The sequence below is a fragment of the Nocardioides oceani genome, from assembly GCF_030412965.1.
GTDB lineage: Bacteria > Actinomycetota > Actinomycetes > Propionibacteriales > Nocardioidaceae > Nocardioides > Nocardioides oceani.
Genome location: NZ_JAUHJQ010000009.1, coordinates 86039 through 102098 on the forward strand (window position 1 = coordinate 86039; position 16060 = coordinate 102098).

A 16060-nucleotide genomic window follows, 5' to 3' on the forward strand; every position below is an offset into this window, starting at 1 on the left:
GATCCTCGGGTGCCACCGACCCGGGCCCGCGCCGCGGCCGCAGCCGCCTTCGCGACCCAGGGCCTGGTCTTCATCAGCCTGACGACGCGGCTGCCGGACTTCTCCGACCGCTGGGGCCTCTCCGAGGTCGCCCTGTCGATGCTGCTGCTCGTGCTGGTGCTGGCGGCGGGTGTCGGCTCGGTCGTCGCCGAGCGGGTCGCGGCGCGGCACGACAGCGCACGCCTGCTCCGCGCCGGCCTGCTGGTCATGGCGCTGGCGCTGCCGACGCTGGTGCTGGCCGGCGACCGGGCCGTCTTCGTGGCGGGCATCGTCGGCTACGGCTTCGCGCTCGGCCTGGTCGACGCGGCCACGAACATGCAGGCCGTCGCCGTCGAGCACCGCTACGGCCGGCCCCTGCTGCCCTCACTCCACGGGTGCTGGACCCTCGGCGGCCTCGTCGGCGCGGCCACCACGCTGGCGACGGCCACGCTGCCGCTCGGCGTGACCGCCGCGCTCGCGGTCGTGCCGCTGCTGGCCGCCGCGGCGCCGTACCTCCCGCGCGTGCACGCCCCACCCGACCCCGACGTCGTGCTCGAGGCGGCGGCCGTGCCGTGGCGTCCGATCGCGCTGGTCGGCGCAGCGATGGTCGTCTTCTACATGGTCGACAGCGCCTCGGCCGCCTGGGGACCGCTCTACCTCGACGACGTGGTCTCCGCGCCCGAGCGGCTGGTCGCCCTCGCGACGTTCCCCTACCTGCTCGCCAGCCTGGTCGTGCGGCTGGCCGGCGACCGGCTGGTGGCGACGTACGGCGCCGTGCCGGTGCTGCGCGTGGGTGCCGTCGTCGCGGCGCTGGCGCTGGCGGTCGTCGTGCTGGCGCCGACCTGGCCGGTGGCGGTCGCGGGCTTCACGCTGCTGGGCGCCGGCGTGGCGGTCATCGCCCCGCTGAGCTTCTCCGCCGCCGCCCGGATCGCCGGCGGCGACCAGGCGCGGGTGGACGCCGTCGTGGCCCGGTTCAACCAGTTCAACTACGTCGGCGGGCTGCTCGGGTCGGTGCTGACCGGGCTGGCGGGGGCCGGGTCGCTGCGGCTCGGCTTCGCGGTGCCGATGGTGCTGGTGCTCGCGCTCCTGCCGCTCGCGCGGACCTTCGCCGCGGTCAGTGCACCCCCGCCATCAGCCGCCGGACCGGCCTCGTCGCCAGCAGGAGCAGCGCCCCGACGACGATCGCGACCAGCCCGATGACGAGGAAGTAGCCGCCCTCGTCCTCCGGGTCGTAGTACTCCCCCAGCCGGCCGGCCATGGTCGTGCCGAGCGAGACCGACAGGAAGTAGAGCGCGACCATCTGGGTGCGGAACTGCCGCGGCGCGAGCTTGGTCGACAGCGACAGGCCGACCGGCGAGATGAGCAGCTCGGCGATGGTGAACACCAGCAGGATCGCGGCGAGCGCGAGCACCGGCACCGATCCCGCGCCCTCGGGCGCCAGCAGGAACAGCAGGAACGCCGCCCCCATCGTGATCGTGCCGAGGCCGAACTTGACCGGCGTCGACGGCTGGCGCGGCCCCAGCCGCGTCCACAGCGCCGCGAACGCGCCGGCCAGCGCGATGATGAAGACCGGGTTGATCGACTGCACCCACGAGACCGGCATCTCCCAGCCGAGCAGGTCGCGGTCGAGCCGCTCGTCGGAGTAGATCGTCACCACGGTGAACTGCTGCTGGTAGAGCGACCAGAACACCGCGTTCACCACGAACAGCGGCACGAAGGACCAGACGCGGCTCCGCTCGGTCGCGTCGACCTGCCGGCTGGTAAGGATCACCGCGAAGTACGCCACGGCCGCCGCCAGCGTCACGCCCGCGACCCAGTCGTCGAGGTTGTCGACGGTGACGACCCCCGTGGCCGCCAGCACCGCGACGACGAGCACCACGGTGGCCGCCGCGGCGGCGTACCGGACGGCCTTCGGGCGCGGCAGGGGGTTCGGCACGACGGCGGTCTCCGGCGGCAGGCGGCGGCGCCCGACGGCGTACTGCGCCAGGCCCGCGGCCATGCCGACCGCGGCGAGGCCGAAGCCCCAGTGGAAGCCGACCTCCTCCTGCAGCAGGCCGGTGAGCAGCGGTCCGACGAGGGCGCCGATGTTGATGCCCATGTAGAACAACGAGAAGCCGGCGTCGCGGCGCTCGTCGCCCTCGGCGTACAGCGACCCGACCAGGCTGGTCGCGGTCGCCTTGACCCCGCCGCTGCCCAGCGCGATCAGCACGCAGCCGATGCCGACGCCGGCGAAGCCCGGGACCAGCGCCAGCGCGAGGTGGCCGGCCATCACGACCGCCGCGGACCAGAAGAGCGTGCGCTCCGGGCCGAGCACGCGGTCGGCCAGCCAGGCGCCGAGGATGGTGGAGAGGTAGACCGAGCCGCCGTACGCCCCGACGACGCCGGTGGCGGTGCCCTGGTCCAGGCCGAGGCCGCCGTCGGTGGCCTCGTAGTAGAGGTAGATCAGCAGGATGCCCTGCATGCCGTAGAAGCTGAACCGCTCCCACAGCTCGACGCCGAACAGGTTCGCCAGCGAGCGCGGCTGGCCGAGGAAACCGCGGTCCTCCGCCCCGGGCGTGCGGTCCGGACGGGCGGTGTCGACGTGAGTCACGGCGGGTCCGGTGCCCCGGACCCGCCGTGGTCAGTACGGCGCAGGGGTGATGCCTGCGCCACGTGCGTCACTCGCCGGCGTCGGGCCCCGGCCAGTTCTTGTCCGGCTGCGGGACCGGGCGCCCGGGCTGCTCGCCGCCGCGCTGCTCGAGGTAGTTGTCCTTCGGCACCATCACCTTGCGGCGGAAGATGCACACGACCTTGCCGTCCTGGTTGTAGCCGATGGTCTCGACGTGGACCACGCCGCGGTCGTCCTTGCTCGTCGACTCCCACTTGTCCAGCACGCGGGTCTCGCCGTAGAGCGTGTCGCCGTGGAAGGTCGGCGCGACGTGGCGCAGCGACTCGATCTCGAGGTTGGCGATCGCCTTGCCCGAGATGTCCGGCACCGACATGCCGAGCAGGATCGAGTAGACGTAGTTGCCGACCACGACGTTCTTGCCGAACTGGGTGGTCTCCTCGGCGTAGTTGCTGTCCAGGTGCAGCGGGTGGTGGTTCATGGTCAGCAGGCAGAACATGTGGTCGTCGAACTCGGTGACCGTCTTGCCGGGCCAGTGCTTGTACGTCGCACCGACCTCGAACTCCTCATAGCTGCGACCGAACTGCACGGGGGCTCCTTCAACGACTCAGGGGACGGATCCCGGCCATCCTGCCCGGGGTCCGTCCCCTCCGTCACTGCTGCGCGCCGTGGGTTACCTCACGGTAGGTTCACGCGCCCCCGCCGCCGGCCTTGCGGCGGTGCATCTTCGGCGCCCCACCGACCACCTCGGGCCCGTGCGCCTTGGCCTTCGCCGGCCGGTCCCGCGGCACCCCCGGGTCGTTGGCCTGCTTGCGGTCCAGCGCCGCCTTCATCCGCGCCTTCAGGTCGTCGTTGCCGTTGCTCGTCATGGTTCCTCCCGAGGGTCGCTGCCGGACCCCCACCGTCCCAGCCCCCGTCACCCGTGTCGACGGGTTATCGAGGTCCCGATCCTCTCCCCCGGCCGCCGCCGCGCCGGGGCCCAGCCGAGGGACAGGTACGCCGCGCGGGTCGGGGCCGGAGGCGGACGACGGGCGGGCAGGCCCGGTCGTGGTCGGGTCTGGCGGGCCGGAGCGAGGAACGAGCGCAGGCCTGGTGGACCGGGCCTGCTCGGCCGGCGGGAGCCGCAGGCGCCGACCCACCACCCGGCGTACCCCGGCTAGCGAGCGAGGGCCGCCGAGCGACGCGGGAGCCAGCCACCCCGCCCGCCGCAGGCGGGATGGCGTCACCGAGGTCGCGGTTCGGCTCACGGGGTCTCGACACGCTCGCTGGCGCTCGCTGCTCGACCAGCGGGGATGCGGTCGCGGTTCGGCTCACGGGGTCTCGACACGCTCAGGCCTGGCGGCCTTCGCTGCTCGACCAGCGGGGCGGGTCAGGTGGCCATGAACAGGATCATCTCCCGCTCGTACTCCCGGCCGGGGTGCTGGTCGGCGAGGTGGGCCTGGGCCTTCTCGACCAGCTCGTCCTCGTCGGCGCCCTTGACGACCTCGCCGCAGGGGCAGGTGAGACGTGTCTTCATGCCCGCACGCTAGCCCCTCAGCCGTCGGTGCGTCGCCGGTCCGCACGCTGGACGGTCAGCCCGGCGAGCACGTCGACCGCGGCCGCGAGCCGCTCCTCGGCCGGTAGCGAGGACGGGTCGACGCCGGGCACCGCGACCGGCCGGAGCTCGGCGAGGTCACCGACCACCCGGGCGCCGGAGGCGGCGACCCGCTCGACGACCTCCGCGGAGCGCTCGACCAGCCACGGCGGCGGGGTGAAGCCGATGGCCGGGCCGCCCCGCCCGGCCATGACCCGCTTGGCCAGCCCGAACTTCACGAGCGTGTGGTAGTCCGCGGACGACAGCTCGGCGGCCTCGAGCCGCCGGTTGAGGTCGAGCAGGACGAGCGCGGAGGCTCCGTCGAGGGAGGTGTTCGCGGGCTCGACCGGGGCGGCGCCCTCCCCGTCGATCCCGGTCGCGCGGCAGAACCGCTCCCACAGCAGCCCCGAGGCCGCGCCGGGCGGCGGGACGGTGACGACGGTGGTCCGCCCGGTCCCGACGGCCGCGGCCCAGTTGCCGACGATCCGGCCCATCCCCTGCTGCCGCCAGAAGGCGCGGGCGGGGCGCCGCTTGCCGGCCAGCCCCGCGACGTACGTCGTCCAGTCGGTGGTGCCGCCGTTCTGCAGGCTCTCCTGCCACATGGCCGGCACCCCGCGGCCGAGGTCGCGCAGCGTCAGCACCACCTCGACGGGCACCTCGCCGAAGGACCCGACGACCTCGGCGATCCGCTCCGGCGGGGCGGGGCCGAGGAACTCCATGCTGACCACCACGACACCGTCGTGCGCCGCGGCCTCGGCGACCAGCGCGGCCCACCGGCCGCGGGCGGCCGGCCCGGCCTGCTTGCGCTCCAGCACGTCGGAGACGGCCAGCACCTGGTCGCGCCAGGTCTCGCCGGGGAACAGCACGCCGCGCTCGCGCAGGAGCGCGCGGTTCGCGCCGAGCCGCTGCTGGAGGTAGGAGGTGCCGGACTTCATCAGCCCCACGTGCAGGACCACCCGGCTCGCCACGCCCCGAAGGGTAGCCGTGGCGGACCGGGTGGTCCGAGGTGGTGCTGGTCCGAGCGGGTCAGGCCTTGAGCTTGTAGTCCTTGAGCAGCGAGCGGCCGATGATCATCTTCTGGATGTCGGAGGTGCCCTCACCGATGAGCATGAAGGCGGCCTCGCGGTAGAGGCGCTCGATCTCGTACTCCTTGGAGTAGCCGTAGCCGCCGTGGATGCGGAAGGAGTCCTGGACGACCTCGTTGCAGTACTCCGCGGCGAGCATCTTGGCCATGCCGGCCTCGACGTCCATCCGCTTGCCGGAGTCCTTGAGGCGGGCGGCCTTGACCATCATCGCGTGGGAGGCCTCGACCTTGGTCGCCATCTCCGCGAGGCGGAACAGGATCGCCTGGTGGTCGGCGATCTGCTTGCCGAAGGTCTCGCGCTGCTGGGCGTAGGCGATGGCCAGCTCGAAGGCGCGCAGCGCGATGCCGCACGCGCGGGCGGCGACGTTCACGCGGCCGACCTCGACGCCGTCCATCATCTGGTAGAAGCCCTTGCCCGGCTCCCCGCCCAGGACCTGCTCGGCGGCGACCTGGTGGCCCTCGAAGACCGCCTCGGTGGTGTCGACGCCCTTGTAGCCCATCTTGTCGATCTTGCCGGGGATGGTCAGCCCGGGCGCGGTCTCGCCGAAGCCGGACTCCTTCTCCACCAGGAAGGTCGTCATGTTCCGGTAGACCGAGTCGGCGCCCTCGTCGGTCTTGACCAGCACGGCGATCAGGTTGGAGGTGCCGCCGTTGGTCAGCCACATCTTCTGGCCGTCGATGGTGTAGCCACCGGCGTCGTTCTTGACGGCCTTGGTCTTGATCGCCGAGACGTCCGAGCCCAGGCCCGGCTCCGACATCGAGAACGACCCCCGGATCTCGCCGGTGGCCATCTTCGGCAGGTACTTCTTCTTCTGCTCCTCGGTGCCGTGCCGCATGAGCATGTAGGCCACGATGAAGTGGGTGTTGATGACGCCGGAGACGCTCATCCAGCCGCGCGCGATCTCCTCGACGCACAGCGCGTACGTCAGCAGCGACTCGCCCAGCCCGTCGTACTCCTCGGGGATCATCAGCCCGAAGATGCCGAGCTCCTTGAGCCCGTCGACGATCTCCTGGGGGTACTCGTCGGCGTGCTCCAGCTCGGTCGCGACCGGCAGGATCCTCTCGTCGACGAAGGTGCGGACCGCCTTGACGATCTCGGTCTGCTCCTCGGTGAGACCCTCGGTCTCGCACAGGCGGCCCATGGACTGCTCCTCGTTCGGTGATGGGTGCGGGTGGGGAGGTACGGCGATGTGTCGGCGAGGTTACCGCTCGGTAGCGAACCGGGGTATGCCCCGGCTCACACCGTCGGCCCACCCCGCCCGCTCACCCCTCGCGGTGCTCCGCGACCTGGCGCAGCCGGTGCTCCAGCGGGCCGACCAGGGACTGCTCGAGCTCGGCGACGATCGCGGTCAGCGGCACCTCGAGCGCGGCGTTCTCGGCGACCGCATCAGCCAGCTCCTCGACCTGCCGCTCCAGCGCGAGCACCTCCTCGACACCGGTGCCCGCGGCGACGCGGCGCAGCACGCCGGAGGAGCGGGGCAGCCGCCTCACAGGGACTGCCCGCGGTAGGTGTTGAGGGCCTTGGCGGTGACCCGTCCGTCGGTGGAGCGCGGCGGCAGGAGCAGCTCGGTGACGACGTCGGACAGCTCGGCCACGCGCAGCTGCAGCTCGCGGCTGCGGGCCACCTCGGCCTCCAGCTCGGCCACGCGGGCGCGGAGGTCCTCGGCGCGGCTCTCGACCCGCGGTGCCGTGATCCGGCGGACGACGCCCTTGCCGAGCGCGACGACCTTCGGCTCGTCGGGGTTGCGGGCCAACGTCGTGCGGGCCGCGTCGCGCTCGCGGGTGCGCTCGCGGACGAGCACCAGCAGCCGGACGATCGTCTCGACCGCCACCTCGAGCAGCTCGGACTCGGTGGCCTCGCCGGGGGTCCGCGCCTCCGGCCGGGTGGCGCGCAGGTCCGCGAGGTCCCCGCGGACGTCGTAGCCCGCCTCGGCGATCGCGGCGATCGCGGCGTCGGCGCGGCCGGTGGCGTCGGCGTACTGCTTGTCGGTCAGGCCGATCGGCTCGCGGCCGAGCGTGGCGAGGATGCCGTGGGCGAGGGTGTCGCGCAGCCAGAGCGCCTGCTCGCGGTTGCCGGTGATGGGCTCGCGGACCTTCTCGTTGACCCGGCGCAGCAGCTCGGCCGCGACCAGGCCCATGGACTCGTTGGCGCGCTCGACGTCGAGGCGGAGGCCCGGCGGGTCGATCGAGCAGGCCGCGGCGAAGCGGCGCCACAGCTCGTGCTCGTCGCCGGGGGTGACCGGGACCGTGACGACGTGGACCCGCTCCGGCGGCAGCTCCGCACCCCAGCGGGCGGCGACGCCGGCGGGGTCCATCGTCCGCCAGCCCCACTCAGCGCGGACTCCGGCCGACTCGGGCCGTGGCCGCCACTTCTCCAGCGGCGTGGTGAGCGCGAACTTCAGTCGCTCCTGCCACGCCGAGGGCACCGCGCGGCCGAGGTCGCGGGCGGTGATGACGACGTGCACCTCGATGCCGTCGAGGTCGCGCAGGACCCGCGCGACCTGGTCGGCCGAGGCCCCCGCGAACAGCTCGTAGGACAAGATCGCGACCGGGCCGCGCCAGCCGCGAACCTGGGCGACCAGCCGGTCCCAGGCGGTCGACGCACGGGCCGGCAGCGAGTCCAGCCGGGGGTCCTCGCGCACGACCATCGCGGCATGGATGCGGTCGACGTGGGTCTCCCCCACGACCAGCACGCCGGCGTCGGCCAGCGGGCCGCGGTTGGCCTCCAGGATCCGCTGCAGGTACGTCGTGCCCGACTTCGGCGCTCCGACGTGCAGGTAGACGCGCTCGGTCACTGGTCCTCCCTCGTGGGCCACTCGACGATCATCCTCCAGCGGGCCGGCGCGCCCCCGGACACCGCGGCCGCGGCGTCCAGGAACCCCTCCCTATGCACGACCCGACCACCGGCCCGCACCGCCCGTCCCTCTAGCACGCGCGGGTCGACCGGGTGCAGGCGACCGCCGCCGCGCTCGGCGCGCTGCTCGGCCGCATCCGCCCGCGAGAGCGCCTGCCCCTCGAGGTAGGCCGAGCCGCCGGCGCGCAGGGTCATCGAGGCGAAGCGCCAGAAGTTGTCGAGACCGTCGGGCTCGAGCGTCTCGAGGAGGTCCCGGGCGTAGAGCACCTGCCGGGCCCGGTCGCGCGCGACGAGCGCGCCGCGGGTGAGCACGTCGCGCAGGTCGTAGAGGTTCAGGTGGTCGAAGTCGGCGGGCAGGTCGTCGCGCCGGGCGCGACGGGCCGGCGCGCGCAGGCTCTGCCGGGCGTAGTCGAGGGCGAGCACGCGGATGCCGCGCCCCGCGAGGTGCAGCGCGTCCTGGCCGTTGCCGGCGCCGAGCTCGACGACCCGGACGTCGGCGAGGTCGCCGCCGTCGGGCACCGTCGCGGCCAGCCGGTCCGCCACCCAGCCCGCGGCCTCGGAGGGACCCTGGTCGTCCTCCTGGGCGAGGTCGGCGAGGTAGCGCTCCCAGTCGCGGCGCTGGCGCATGAGGGAGGAGAACCAGCCGTCGAAGCGGTCGGTGACCTCGGGGCCCGGCTCGTGGCGGAACGACGGGTCGGGGACGCGCCACCCGGCGCCGTACGACACCGTCAGCATGGTGTCGGGGTCGGCCGGGGCGGGAAGCATCCGGCCCTCGAAGGACAGCTCGCCCAGCGGCAGGATCGCGCTGCGCGGGACCTCCTGGCGCACGGTCGCGGTCTCGTGGAGCAGGTCGCCGACGTAGAAGCAGGTGTAGAGGTCGATGCTCGACATGCCGCCGTCGGGCGAGGTGAAGACGACGGTGATGAACGCGGCGGACTTGTTGAGCACGCGCATGCCGTGGCGGCGCAGCGCGCGGGCGATGTCCCACAGCTCGACGGCCATCTCCGCGGGGGTGGCCTTCTCGGAGAGGTAGGCGAGGTCGACGTCGGAGTCGTGGCCGATGACCGCGCCCTCGCGGGCGGCCCCGAGCAGCGTCCCGAAGGCGATCCAGCCCTGGACGCCGCACTCGGCCTCCATGACGTCGAGGATCCGCTCGGTCATCTCGACCATCTGCTCGACGACCCGGCCGTCGCGGCCGGAGAAGGGGCGTTGCAGCAGGCCCCACTTGTCGATCATGACGGGGATGCCGTCCTTGTCGACGAAGCGGACCCGGCCCTCGCCACTGCCGAAGGCGACCTCGCCGGCGTACACCTCGACACCGCCGGAGACCACCCGCACCTGCGAGACGCCGTCGAGCCAGCGGGTCATCCGCTTGGGCCACGGCACGAACGGCGAGCCGGGCTCGGCGGTGAACGACCAGGCGTGGTGGCCGTCGAAGAGCACGTCGCCGGAGCCCTCGAACCCGTCGGGAAGGTGCAGCCCCGCGTCGTCGACGCGCGGGCGCCCGCCCGTCCCCGCGTCGTCCACCACGAGGGGTGAGGCTACGGCACGGTGACCTGGGTGGTGATGACCGCGTGGTCGGTGATCCGCCGCACCGCGGGGCCGGTGTCCATGCGGAACCCGGAGAAGCCGACGTCGGGCGTGCCGAAGATCCAGTCGACGCGCATCGGGCGCGGCGGGCGGCACGCGCCGGCGTTGGACCCGCCGTTCGCGGCGACCAGCCCGGCCTGCCCGGTGAAGCGGCAGAACGCGTCCTCGTGCTCGTTGAAGTCGCCGATGATGAAGACCGGGATGCCGTCCTTCTTCAGCGTGTTGACCGCCGCGACCTCGATCTCCTCGGCCTTGTCCCGCTCGTCCTCGCGTCCCTGCCGGTCCTTCGGCGAGTTGTGGATGTTGAGCACGTAGACCTCGCGCTGGGACTCCAGGTGCTGCAGCCGCACGACCGGCTGGGGACGGGTGCCGCCCATGAACGGCACCGTGATGGAGTCCTGGTACGTCGCCGTCCACACCGCCGTGTCCCACATCAGCGACTGCGGCACGCCCTTGCCGCCGAGCGCCGTGCCGGGCCAGAAGGCGAACCGCCCGCCCGTCGCGCGGGTCAGCGCGGTGAGCTGGTCGGCCTGGAGCTCCTGGAGCCCGACGATGCTCGAGCCGTACGACGCGACCAGGCCGGCCGCCCACTCGGTGCGGACGCGTCCGGGTGCGTACTCCGCGGCGGCCCCGCCCGGCGCGGTGTGCTGGCTGCCGAGGATGTTGAAGGTGGTGAGCGTGAACGAGTAGGGCTGCTCGGCCACGAGGTCCTGCACCTTGTTCCGCAGCTTGCCGGCGCCCGTCGGCACCGCCTGCGGGGCGATCTCGCCGCGGTCGATGAGGGCCGCGTCGGCGATCTCCTGGGGGCTCATGTCCGCCAGCTCGGCCGCGGTGGTGCGGCTCGGCGAGGCCGAGGGCGCGGGGGCCGCGGGCGCGGGGCCGTCCCCGCCGCGCGGGACCAGGTTGGCGGCCACCACGACGAGCACGATCGCCGCGACCGCTCCGACGGTGGCCAGCGCGGCGCGCCGCTCGCTGCCGCGCTCCTGCTCGAGAGGTCCGCTCACGAGACTCCCTCCGGCAGCGGTTGGTCGGTCGTGGAGCCGTCGCCGACCTGGCCCAGCTCGTTGTTGCCCCAGCATGCGGTGCCACCGGTGTCGACGCCGCCGCACGCGTGGAACCAGCCCGCGTCGAGGGAGAGCCAGCGCTGCTCGCCGACGACGAGGGTCGGCACCGTCCGGGTGCTCCGGGAGCCGTCGCCCACCTGGCCGTAGCGGCCGCTCCCCCAGCACCAGGCGCTGCCGGTGTTGTCGACGCCGCACGTGGTGGCGTCGCCGGTGGTGATGCTAGTCCAGATGCGGTCCCCCGCGACGGGTTCCGGCGCGGGCCGCAGGATGCGGGTGCCGTCGCCCAGCTGGCCGCGGTCGTTGAGCCCCCAGCACAGCGCGGCGCCCTCGACCGTCGTGCCGCAGGCGTGGGCCCAGCCCGCGTCGAGCCCCGTCCACGACGTCCCTGTCGCGAGCTGGGTCGGCACCGGCTGCGGCTCGCCGACCGGGGCGCCGAGCTGGCCGAAGGTGTTCTGGCCCCAGCACCACGCCGTGCCGCCCGTGCGGGTCGCGCAGGTGAACCAGCCGCCGGTGGCGACGCTCGACCAGTCGCTCGCGGTGCCGACCCGCGTGGGCCGCCCGCGCATCGTGAAGGTGCCGTCTCCCAGCTGCCCGCGCAGGTTGGACCCCCAGCACCAGAGGCTGCCGTTGGCGCGCGTGCCGCAGGTGTGGAACCAGCCGGCGCTCACCGAGGTCCAGCTGGAGCTGGTGCCGACCTGCACCGGGGTGGGCCGCGCCGGTCCCCGCCCGATCCCGAGCTGGCCGTGGTTGTCCAGGCCCCAGCACCACAGCGTGCCGTCGGCGCGGACGCCGCACGTCGTCGCGCCGCTCGTGCTGATCGACGTCCACGTCTCCCCGCCGACCACCTCGACCGGCAGCGTCCGCGTGGTGGTGGAGCCGTCGCCGACCTGGCCGAAGTTGTTGCGCCCCCAGCACCACGCGCTGCCGCTCTCGCGGACCTCGCAGGAGGTCTGGCCACCCGCGCTCACCGCGGCCGGGCCGGCCGGCACGGTCACCACCACGACCCCCGTCGCGCCGGCCGTCGCGGGACGCGTGCCGCGGACGACGTACGAGACGTTCCAGGTGCCGGGCCCGGTCGGCGTGCCGGAGAGCAGGCCCGCGGCGTCGAGGGTCAGGCCGGGCGGCAGGTTGCGCGCGTCCTCCCAGACGACGCCGCCCGCGGCCGAGGTCGAGGCGGCCAGCTGGAGCGAGAACGGTCGCCCGATCGGCGCGGTGGCCACCTGCACCTCGGGGCGCGGCACCGGCCGCAGCCGCGCCCTCGCGAGGAGCCCGCCGGCCACCTCCCGGAGGGCGGCGGCGCCGGGGCCGTAGGCGTAGGAGCGGTTCTTCTGCAGCGCCTTGGTCGCGCGGATGTCCTGCGGGTCGCAGACCAGGTCGCCGGCCGTGCACACGCTCCAGGCGGCGTACGTCGGGGTGCGGGCGGGGACGTCGGCGACCGTGCCGAGCCGGCGGGCCGCGATGCCGCTGCGGGCTGCCGCGGCCGCGGGGGCGCCGACGCGGATCGCGCGGGTCCGCACGTGGCGGTCGGGGTCGGCCACGAGCGCGGCGCCGACGACGTCGAGCAGCCCCTCGGGCCGGCCGGCCAGCGCCGTGAGGGCCCGGTGGACGACGGCCGCGCCCTGGGCGTGCCCGACGAGGACCAGCTGCTGGTCGGGACAGGCGAACGCGTGCCGGTCGACCAGCGCCAGCAGCCGCTGCGTGGCCGCGGGCACCGGGCGCATCCAGGTCCGCGCGCGGGCGACGGTGACGTCCCGGAACGCCGTGCGGGTGTCCGTCCGGCGTCCCAGCAGGGCGGTCGTCGGACGCGAGGCCATCGGCACGCGCACCTGCTCGACGGTCCGGTCGGCGCTCAGCGCCTGCCGGGTGAGCGCGCGGGCGAGGACGCCGACGGTCCGGCCGTACGTCGTCCCGCCGCTCGGGGCCTCGCCGGCGCCGTCGACGCCGAGGAGCAGCAGGTCGGCGCACTCGTCGACCGTCGCTGCCGTGCCCGCGCCGAGCGCCGCGCGGTCCGGCGCCTCGCCCGGACCGGGCTGCGAGCCGGTGTGCAGGAACGCCGCGACCACCGCCACCGACACGAGGGTGGCGGCGATCAGCAGGAGGGCCTGCCCGCCCCGGCGTCGCACGGGCACACGTTAGGTGCCCCGCCGGTCCGTCCGGCGCTGCCGCGCTGGGCGGCTCCCCACCAACGCCGAGTCGGGACCTGCGACCGCGGGATCGGGACCTGTGCCGGCCCGACCTGACGACTCGATCGTCACCGGTCCCGACTCGGGCGTCAGTTGACCTGGATGCCGGCGTACGGGTTGCCGCCGCGGGCGACGAGCGAGCGGCGGGCGAGGCCGGCCTGGGCCGACATCCGCTCCTGGACGCGCGGGTTGCTGCTGTAGCGCGGCGGGTTGGCGTAGAGGTGGTCGACCCAGTCGGCGTAGGTACGGCGCACCCCGGCGTCGAAGATGCGCATCACGATCTCGTCGCTGGCCAGCGCGACGCTCGTCCAGTTGGCCGAGCCGTTCCAGGTGACCTCGACGTCGGTCGCGCCCTTGTAGCGACCGCTGACGGCCATGTACTTCATGTGCAGGTACCGGTCGTAGACGCCGTCGAGGTTGAAGTCCTGGGCGATGTGGCGCATCGGGACGGGGCCGCGGCTGGTGTTGCGCAGGATCTGCAGCACGTTGTTGCCGAAGACGGCGTACACGATCTTGATGTCGCAGCCGCGCTGCCACATCGTCCGCAGGCGCTCGGCGATGGCCTTGCCGCGCTCGCCGTGCATCGAGGTCTGGGCGATGCGGATCTTCGTCATGCCGTTCGTGCCGGTCCCGCCGGTCGCGCCCGCGCACACGATGTCGTTGAGGTCGCGCAGCAGCGGGTCGGCCTCGGTGCCCTTGCCGCGGTAGGGGTAGAAGTACGACGTGTACTTGCCGTGCTCGTGGGACTCGTAGGCCTGGTTCACCGGCCGGTCGCGGCGCATCTGGTCGAAGACGTGCTCGAACTCGCCGTAGATGTTCGTCTTGCCGGTGATCGTGTAGACGTCGTTCCACTGCCCGTGGGCGGCGAGGTCGGTGGCGTTGTTGGAGCCGTAGATCACGACGTCCCGGGCCTTGCCGGCCTTGCTGAACAGGAAGAACTTGGTGTGGGCGATGCCGCCGCGGTTGCGGCACGAGCTCACGCACTTGCGCACGTCGCTCTTCATGTCCGCGGAGCGGTTGTACTCCCTGGTCTTGAACGCCGCCTGCATCCGGTTCACGCCGTCGTTGACGTTGTCCTTGTTGGCGTTGAGCCGGTCCATCACCACGCGGACCGAGACGCCTCGACGGTGGGCCGCGATGAGCGCGTCGACGATGTCGTCGCTGCGGACGTTCCAGCTCGCGATCCGGATCTTCTCCCGGCCCGGGACGCTCTGGATGGTGCGGATCAGGTGGCCGATGATCCGGCGACGGGCGGCGCGGTCACCGAGCGGGTTGTTGACCCGGACGCCGGTGGTCGGCGTGTAGCTCAGCGGCGCCGGCTTCGGCTTCCCGAGCACGCGGGCGGCGGCGGGGGCGGCGCTGGAGGTGGCGCTGGAGGTGGCGCTGGAGGTGGCGCTGGTGGGGGTGTCGGCCGCGGTGGCGGTCGGGGACAGGGCGCCGAGCAGACCCGCGAGCAGCACCAGGCTGGTCGCGAGCACGGTCGCGGCGGAGAGACGACGCACGCGGGTTCACACTCCGGGGATCGGTGGCGACGGGCTACGGGTGGTGACGTCGACCGCCCCGCGCGGGCAGGCTACCCGCCGATCCCCCATCCCGCCGGATCAGCCGCCGCAGGAGCGCAGGGCGTCCCGGTAGGCGCGGTCGCGCCGCAGCGGCCCCTCCGCCTCGCCGATCCGCCCGCCCGGCACCGACCACCAGCGGTCGTCGAAGGTGATCAGCGGCTTGCCGAACTCGCAGTAGCGCCCGTCGGGCTTCACCAGCCGCCCGTCCTCGACGCAGCCGCGGTAGCCGCCGGGCATGGTCTCGCCGGTCACCCACACCGAGGCACAGTCCGGGCCCTCGGGCGCCGGCGACGCCGACGGGGTGGCCGAGGAGTCCGAGGAGGTCGGGGCGGGCGCCTCGCTGCCCGCGGCCGGGTCGGTGGCCGTCGTGCCGCCGTCGTCGCCGCACCCGGCGAGGAGGGCGCCGGTCAGCACCAGCGGCGCGAGCAGGGCGGTCCTCAGGCGGGTCATCCCCGCACCCTACGCCGCAGCAGGCCCCGACGGCGGGGGCCACGACCGGCGCGGTCCAGCAGGTCGCGGGCGACCGCGGCCGGGTCGGCGCCCGGAGGCACCGGCGCGTCCGGGTCGGGGTCGTCCGGGCCGCCCACGACCGGGCGGAGCCCGACCGGGTCGCCGTGGACCGGGTGGTCGGTCGCCGCGAGCTCCGCCGACCAGCGGTCCGTCGTCGCGGCGAGCAGGTCGTGCAGGCGGTACGGCGTCCGCGGCCGGTCCGCGGCGCCGGCCGCGGCGAGCACGCCCTCGGCGTACTCCTTCTTCACCAGGCGCAGGTACGTGTCGCGGTCCAGGCGGCCGGCGAGCTCGGCGTTGACCGCCCGGAGCAGGGCGACCTCGGAGCGACCGAGCGAGGGGTTCGCGGGCGGCACGGCGTCGGCGTCGACGAGGTCGGGGTCGATCCGCGCGGCGGCGGCGAAGCGCCGCCACAGCTCGGCGGGCTCCGCACCGGGCTCCGGGCAGACGACGAGGTGCACGCGGGACGCGGGGACCGCGCTCGACCAGCGCTCCAGCGCCCAGCCCCAGTCCTGGGCGTGCCAGAAGTGGGGCCGGCGGCCGCCGGCGTCGGGACCGGCGTCGCGGCCGGTGTCGGCGCGAAGCTCCTCGGCCTCGAACGCCGCGAAGGTCCGCGTGTCGCCGAGCTTGACCTCCTCCTGCCAGTGGGCGGTCGCCTGCCGGCCGAGGTCGCGGGCGGTGACCACCACGTCGACCTCGACCCCGGCGAACGGGGCGAGCGTCGCCGCGACCTGCGCCGGCGTCGCCCCGGCGAGCACCTCGTGCCCGAGCAGGACCGGCCCGTCGTGCTCGCGCGCCCGCTCGCACACCGCCGCCCAGGTGCCCGCGACGTCGCCCTCGGGGAGGCCGAACTTCGCGTGCGAGCCGCGCAGCTCCACCGCGGAGCGGAACATCGCGCCGGGACGCACGAAGGGGTGCAGGACCCCGCCGGCCCGCAGCGCGTCGCGCTGGGAGGCCAACAGCGACTGGAGGTACGTCGTGCCCGTCTTGGGCAGGCCGACGTGCAGGACGACGCGCACG

Annotated in this window: 15 protein-coding genes; 1 reads left to right on the plus strand and 14 read right to left on the minus strand. The window is 74.2% G+C overall.

Going from position 1 to position 16060, the window contains the following annotated elements; genetic code table 11:
- Positions 1-9 precede the first annotated feature (9 nt).
- Positions 10-1218 carry an MFS transporter gene (locus tag QWY28_RS18490; protein ID WP_300954065.1) on the plus strand — a complete coding sequence of 403 codons (1209 nt, stop codon included), beginning with the start codon at positions 10-12 and terminating at the stop codon, positions 1216-1218.
- Here the strand turns inward: QWY28_RS18490 and QWY28_RS18495 are convergent.
- The 14 genes from QWY28_RS18495 to QWY28_RS18560 form a co-directional block, all read right to left on the minus strand.
- A complete protein-coding gene (locus QWY28_RS18495; protein WP_300954066.1) occupies positions 1133-2608 on the minus strand; it encodes a peptide MFS transporter in 1476 nt (491 codons plus the stop codon). The genes QWY28_RS18490 and QWY28_RS18495 overlap by 86 nt on opposite strands.
- Positions 2609-2675: 67 nt before the next feature.
- Complete coding sequence (locus QWY28_RS18500; RefSeq protein ID WP_300954067.1) at positions 2676-3212, minus strand: MaoC family dehydratase; 537 nt, start codon at positions 3210-3212, stop codon at positions 2676-2678.
- Positions 3213-3312: 100 nt separating this feature from the next.
- Positions 3313-3492 carry a DUF5302 domain-containing protein gene (locus tag QWY28_RS18505; RefSeq protein ID WP_300954068.1) on the minus strand — a complete coding sequence of 60 codons (180 nt, stop codon included), beginning with the start codon at positions 3490-3492 and terminating at the stop codon, positions 3313-3315.
- Positions 3493-3992: 500 nt separating this feature from the next.
- Positions 3993-4139, minus strand: a complete 147-nt coding sequence (locus tag QWY28_RS18510) for a DUF1059 domain-containing protein (RefSeq protein WP_166195053.1) — start codon at positions 4137-4139, stop codon at positions 3993-3995.
- A 17-nt stretch (positions 4140-4156) separates the two neighbouring features.
- The gene (locus tag QWY28_RS18515) at positions 4157-5164 is read right to left on the minus strand and encodes a hypothetical protein (RefSeq protein WP_300954070.1); all 1008 of its coding nucleotides are present in this window, start codon (positions 5162-5164) and stop codon (positions 4157-4159) included.
- A gap of 58 nt (positions 5165-5222) precedes the next feature.
- Entirely contained in the window at positions 5223-6422 is a 1200-nt protein-coding gene (locus tag QWY28_RS18520; RefSeq protein WP_300954071.1) for an acyl-CoA dehydrogenase family protein, read from the minus strand.
- Between the two features lie 121 nt (positions 6423-6543).
- Positions 6544-6771: a hypothetical protein gene (locus QWY28_RS18525; protein ID WP_300954072.1), complete on the minus strand. Its 228-nt coding sequence runs from the start codon at positions 6769-6771 to the stop codon at positions 6544-6546.
- Positions 6768-8075, minus strand: a complete 1308-nt coding sequence (locus QWY28_RS18530) for a DUF6752 domain-containing protein (RefSeq protein WP_300954073.1) — start codon at positions 8073-8075, stop codon at positions 6768-6770. Before QWY28_RS18530 ends, QWY28_RS18525 begins: the two co-directional genes overlap by 4 nt.
- Complete coding sequence (locus QWY28_RS18535; protein WP_300954074.1) at positions 8072-9664, minus strand: LicD family protein; 1593 nt, start codon at positions 9662-9664, stop codon at positions 8072-8074. Before QWY28_RS18535 ends, QWY28_RS18530 begins: the two co-directional genes overlap by 4 nt.
- A gap of 11 nt (positions 9665-9675) precedes the next feature.
- Entirely contained in the window at positions 9676-10728 is a 1053-nt protein-coding gene (locus QWY28_RS18540) for an endonuclease/exonuclease/phosphatase family protein (RefSeq protein ID WP_300954075.1), read from the minus strand.
- Positions 10725-12911 carry an RCC1 domain-containing protein gene (locus QWY28_RS18545; RefSeq protein ID WP_300954076.1) on the minus strand — a complete coding sequence of 729 codons (2187 nt, stop codon included), beginning with the start codon at positions 12909-12911 and terminating at the stop codon, positions 10725-10727. Before QWY28_RS18545 ends, QWY28_RS18540 begins: the two co-directional genes overlap by 4 nt.
- A gap of 149 nt (positions 12912-13060) precedes the next feature.
- Positions 13061-14473: a phospholipase D-like domain-containing protein gene (locus tag QWY28_RS18550; RefSeq protein ID WP_300954077.1), complete on the minus strand. Its 1413-nt coding sequence runs from the start codon at positions 14471-14473 to the stop codon at positions 13061-13063.
- A 99-nt stretch (positions 14474-14572) separates the two neighbouring features.
- Positions 14573-14983 (minus strand): hypothetical protein, encoded by a 411-nt coding sequence (locus QWY28_RS18555; RefSeq protein WP_300954078.1) that lies wholly within the window; start codon positions 14981-14983, stop codon positions 14573-14575.
- The gene (locus QWY28_RS18560; protein WP_300954079.1) at positions 14980-16059 is read right to left on the minus strand and encodes a hypothetical protein; all 1080 of its coding nucleotides are present in this window, start codon (positions 16057-16059) and stop codon (positions 14980-14982) included. The genes QWY28_RS18555 and QWY28_RS18560 overlap by 4 nt, the downstream gene beginning before the upstream one ends.
- Position 16060 lies beyond the last annotated feature (1 nt).